The sequence below is a fragment of the Streptomyces sp. NPDC054794 genome (genome assembly GCF_053611585.1).
The window spans coordinates 1-4,348 of the sequence record NZ_JBSHAQ010000127.1; the positions used below are offsets into that span (position 1 = coordinate 1).

Consider the following 4,348-nt stretch of genomic DNA (forward strand, 5'->3'; position numbering starts at 1 on the left):
CGCGGTCCGGGCGAGCAAGTCGGCGTCGGAGCCGGCCACTGCGGTGGTCTGAAGCGTTTCGGACATGGTGGTACTCCCGTCTGAGGAGGGGTGATTGAGGCGGGTCGGGCCAAGCTGTGCGTTCCGTCTTGCGCTCTCGCCTCGAAGGTATAAGGCCCTTTAATTAACTTCAAATGCATGTCAAGCACGGCTAGGATTACTCACATGCAATTGGATTTGAATCTGCTCGCCGCGCTCGACGCGCTGCTGGAGGAGGGCAGTGTGGCCGGGGCAGCCGCACGCCTGCACGTCACCGCCCCCGCGATGAGCCGGAGCCTGGGCCGAATCCGGCGCACGACCGGGGACCAGATCCTGGTGCGCACCGGCCGCACCATGACCCCGACGCCGTACGCGATCGCCGTCCGGGAACAGGTGCACGAACTGCTGCACCAGGTCCAAGGAGTGCTGGCACCGAGCCGTGAACTCGATCTGGCAACGCTGGAGCGCACCTTCACACTCCGCTGGCACGATTCCCTGGTCGCCTTGAGCGGCCCCACACTGCTCGCGGCCGTGCGCGGACAGGCGCCGGGCGTGCGATTGCGCTTCGTCGCGGAATCGAGCACCGACACCCCCGAGTTGCGGCGCGGCGAGGTCGACCTGGAGGCGAACGCCAACCGCCCGAGCGCACCGGACATCCGAGCCGAGAACGTGGGCGAGACCCGCCTCGTCATCGTCGTCAGGCAGGGACACCCCCTCACCCGCCTCAGGACCGTCACCGCACAGCAGTACGCCGCCGCTGAGCACGTCACCGTCTCGCGACGCGGAAACCTCAGCAACGCCCTCGACGACGCCCTCGCGCGGCTCGGCCTCACCCGCCGCGTGGTGGCGACCGCGCCCACCGAAGCAGCCGCGCTGGAATTCGCGCGCGACTCCGATCTCCTGATCAGCGTCCCCGAAGCCACCACACGCTCAGCGGCCGCCGACCTCGGCCTGGCCGTGCTCCCCCTCCCACTCGAACTGCCCCCGGCACCCATATACCTGTCATGGCATCAGCGCTACGACACCGACCACGCCCACGCCTGGCTGCGCGATCTGGCGCGAACCGCGCTGGCCATGGGCGGGGCGCCGTCGTAGCCGACGCCGTCCGGCCGCTTCCCCCACACGTCCACGCGACCACCTCGATGCCGCACGGCCGGCCGCTGTGCGGACCCCCATCAGATCACCAGCCCCCCGGCGGCAGGCGTACACGACCAACTGAACGCGGTCGCGAAGCCCGAGTTTGCCGAGCATGCAGGACACGAACGTCTTGACGGTCTCCTGGCCTGACGTTGAAGCAGATCACCCCCGCGCTCGGCGACGTGCCGAGCGACCGCGCCGCTGCGAGTCAATACACCTGGCCCCGCCCTAAATGGCGTTGTCCAGCGTCAGGGTGAGCTCGGCGATCCGCCACCCACCGTCGGACCGGCGCAGGCCGAACGTGTAGACCCCGGTCGAGATCATCTGGATGCTTTCGCCGGTGTTCCTCGTCTGCACCAGATAGGCCCGCACCTCAGCGGTGACGGCGTCCGTCGTCGTGACCACGACATTGCCCAGGTGGTGCCGCACCCTTCCGGTCTGGGCCGTGTGCCCGTCACGGATGAAGTCGAGCACCACCGCGCGTCCGGCGACCGGGCCCAGCACTCTTTGTCCGGGCATCGTGAAGGTCCAGGTGGTGTCTTCGGTCAGGACCGCTTCCAGCTCGGGCACATTCAGCTCGTCCAGGGCGTGGGCGTAGCGCGCCACCGCCTGCTGGAGTTCGGCGGTCACGAGACCACCGTCAGCACGATCTTGCCTTGGATGTGGCCCTGCGCGGCTCGCGTGTGTGCGCTGCCCGCCTCGGGCAGCGGGTAGGTGCTGTCCACCCCGACCTGGAGCCTGCCCTCGTCGAACAGGCGCCCGATCTCGGCGAGCTGGGGGCCGTTGGAACGCACCTGAATGTTCGAGACCGTGATGCCCAGACGCGCCGTCTCTTCCGGGTCGTACTGGGCGAAGAACACCGGAAGCATGATGCCGCCGCGCTTGAGCACGGTCAGGAAGCGTGAGCTGTCCGGGCCACCGACGGTGTCGATCACCAGGTCGACACCGCTGACCACGTCCGCGGCCTGCGTCCTGGTGTAGTCGATGAACTCATCGGCGCCGAGCTTGCGCAGGAACTGCTCATGCCGGCCCGAGGCCACCGCGATGACGTGTGCCCCCTTCCATTTCGCCAACTGCACCGCGAAGTGGCCCACTCCACCGGCGGCCCCGTTGACCAGCACGGTCATCCCGGGCGTGATCGGCACCGGCTGGTGCACCTGGCCGGTGAAAACTGACGGCACGTCGTGGCCGAGATCAACCAGGTACTGCCAGGCCGTAAGCACGGCCATCGGCGCCCCAGCCGCCTGCACGTGGTCGATACCGGCCGGCTTGTGCGCCAGGTCCGAAGCCGGCGCGGCCACATACTCGGCGTACGTCCGGCCGTCGAATCCCGGGAACCGCAGCATGCCGAAGACCTCGTCACCGACGGCGAACCCCAGCACGTCCGGAGCGACCGCCTGGACCACGCCCGACATGTCCGTTCCGGGGATCAGGGGGAACTCCAGCGCCGGCCTCATCTCGGCCGGCATGACCTTCATCCCCTCACGCAGGTACCAGTCCGGCGGGTTGATGCCCGCCGCGTGCACCCGGACGAGCACCTCCCCCGGGCCGATCTCGGGAACCGGCACCTCGTCATACTGCAGAACTTCCGGCCCGCCCGCTTCGTGGAACTGGATCGCCTTCATCGCGCCTGTCGCTTTCCTGGGGAAACGTTGCTCCTTCAGTCAAGGCCCAGGACGGCATGGCCGTCCAAGACCGGTTCGGCAACCTGGTCATTCCGAAACGGCATGACGCGTACGCTGCAAGGGTGAACGATCTCGGACAGGACCTGGAACTGCGGCTGGTGCGCTACTTCACCGTGGTGGCGGCGCACCAGCACTTCGGCCGCGCCGCCGCCGACTTGCACGTGGCCCAGCCGGCGCTGAGCCGCCAGATCCAACGACTCGAGAAGTATCTCGGCGCACGACTACTGGACCGCGAACCCAAGGGCACCCGGCTCACTCCGGCCGGCCAGAGGTTCCTCCCCCAGGCCCAAGCCCTGCTGCAGGCCGCCCGCCAGGCCGAGTTGGCCGTGCGTGAACAAGCCGAGACCGAACGAATCGCCATCGGCTACGTCGAAGACCTGGTGATCACCGCCGCCGTACGGGAACTGAGGCGACGTTACCCGGACGCCGAGATCACCACCCGGTACCTGAGCTGCCGCGACGTCGGGGCGCTGTCCGACAAGCGCGTCGACGCCCTGATCGCGCGGGCCCCGCTGCCGCTCGCCGCCGACGACGTGTTCACCACCCCGCTGTACGAGGAGCCCCGGATGCTCGTGGTCCCGCGCGGCCATTCCTTGGCCGACCGCACGTCGGTGACCGCGGAAGAACTGGCCGGCGAGGAAGCGGCGCCGTGCGCGTTCGAGACCGCGGACTGGACTTCCTACCGGATCCTCGGGGCCGGCGTGCCGCCGATCGAGAGCTACGAGGACAAGCTCGAACTCGTCGCGAGCGGCAGGGCGATCGCCGTGCTACCGGTCGGCGATCGGCGTAGCTCACTGCGCCCCGACCTCGTCACCGTCCCGGTCGAGGGCGCTCCCCCGAGCCAGGTCGTCCTGGCCAGCCGCAAGAGCGACCCGAATCCGATGATCAGGAGTCTCCGGCTGGCGGCCAAGGCCGTCCTGACCGCCCCGGCAGCCTGACCGGGACCCGCTCGGCACTGAACTGCCCCAAGCGGTGCTCACGCGCGCTGTGTTCGTCGCGCATCTGCCGGTATCGCTCGGGTTGTGCCGACCCCCCGAAAATCGCCCTGTCCAAGCTGATCAACTCCCTCAAGCGCGTCAGCTCGCTGCGCGCCTCCGGGCCGATGAGGCATTCCTTCCGCGGCCAAAGCCGGGGATACCCTGCAAGATCAGGGATGGAACGGCGATCAAGCACGCCGTCTCGACCAGGAACCGTTGCCGTATCGCGTGAGGGTGCAGGGGAAGCAACGCCGTTGAACAACGGCCACCGTGCCGGGCGCCCGGGCACGGCCCTGTGCGGCGAGCCGCATGACCTCGCGACCCTGCCCAAGGGCAACTGGATCCCCAGCATCCCAAGGAGACATCGTTCGCGCTCGCCGAGCACCTCGACCGGGCAGGCATCGCCGCATCGATCGGATCGGTCGGCGACGCCTACGACTGTCAGTCTCTTCGCACCGGGTCCCGCAAGGATCGGGTAGCCCCGGCTGAGGCGGTCTGACTCTTGCTTATGACTGACCCTGTGGGTGTCCT

Annotated in this window: 4 protein-coding genes and 1 pseudogene; 2 read left to right on the forward strand and 3 right to left on the reverse strand. The window is 68.6% G+C overall.

Annotation, left to right across the window (positions count from 1 at the left end):
- The first annotated feature begins 204 nt into the window (after positions 1 to 204).
- A complete protein-coding gene (locus ACWGKT_RS48235; protein ID WP_453278780.1) occupies positions 205 to 1,113 on the forward strand; it encodes a LysR family transcriptional regulator in 909 nt (302 codons plus the stop codon).
- A 93-nt stretch (positions 1,114 to 1,206) separates the two neighbouring features.
- Here ACWGKT_RS48235 and ACWGKT_RS48240 read toward each other — a convergent pair.
- The 3 genes and pseudogenes from ACWGKT_RS48240 to ACWGKT_RS48250 form a co-directional block, all read right to left on the reverse strand.
- A pseudogene (locus ACWGKT_RS48240) lies at positions 1,207 to 1,299 on the reverse strand (DNA-binding response regulator); the annotation flags it as partial.
- 84 nt (positions 1,300 to 1,383) lie between these two features.
- Positions 1,384 to 1,785, reverse strand: coding sequence for a nuclear transport factor 2 family protein (locus tag ACWGKT_RS48245; protein WP_453278781.1), 402 nt, complete (start codon positions 1,783 to 1,785; stop codon positions 1,384 to 1,386).
- Entirely contained in the window at positions 1,782 to 2,780 is a 999-nt protein-coding gene (locus tag ACWGKT_RS48250) for an NADP-dependent oxidoreductase (protein WP_453278782.1), read from the reverse strand. Before ACWGKT_RS48250 ends, ACWGKT_RS48245 begins: the two co-directional genes overlap by 4 nt.
- Positions 2,781 to 2,902: 122 nt before the next feature.
- On the opposite strand from ACWGKT_RS48250, the gene ACWGKT_RS48255 reads away from it, so the two are divergent.
- Complete coding sequence (locus ACWGKT_RS48255; protein WP_453278783.1) at positions 2,903 to 3,778, forward strand: LysR family transcriptional regulator; 876 nt, start codon at positions 2,903 to 2,905, stop codon at positions 3,776 to 3,778.
- Positions 3,779 to 4,348 lie beyond the last annotated feature (570 nt).

Excerpts from the sequence above, each read along its gene's own strand:
- ACWGKT_RS48235 (WP_453278780.1), top strand. The coding sequence starts at position 205 with ATGCAATTGGATTTGAATCTGCTCGCCGCGCTCGACGCGCTGCTGGAG.
- ACWGKT_RS48250 (WP_453278782.1), bottom strand. The coding sequence starts at position 2,780 with ATGAAGGCGATCCAGTTCCACGAAGCGGGCGGGCCGGAAGTTCTGCAG.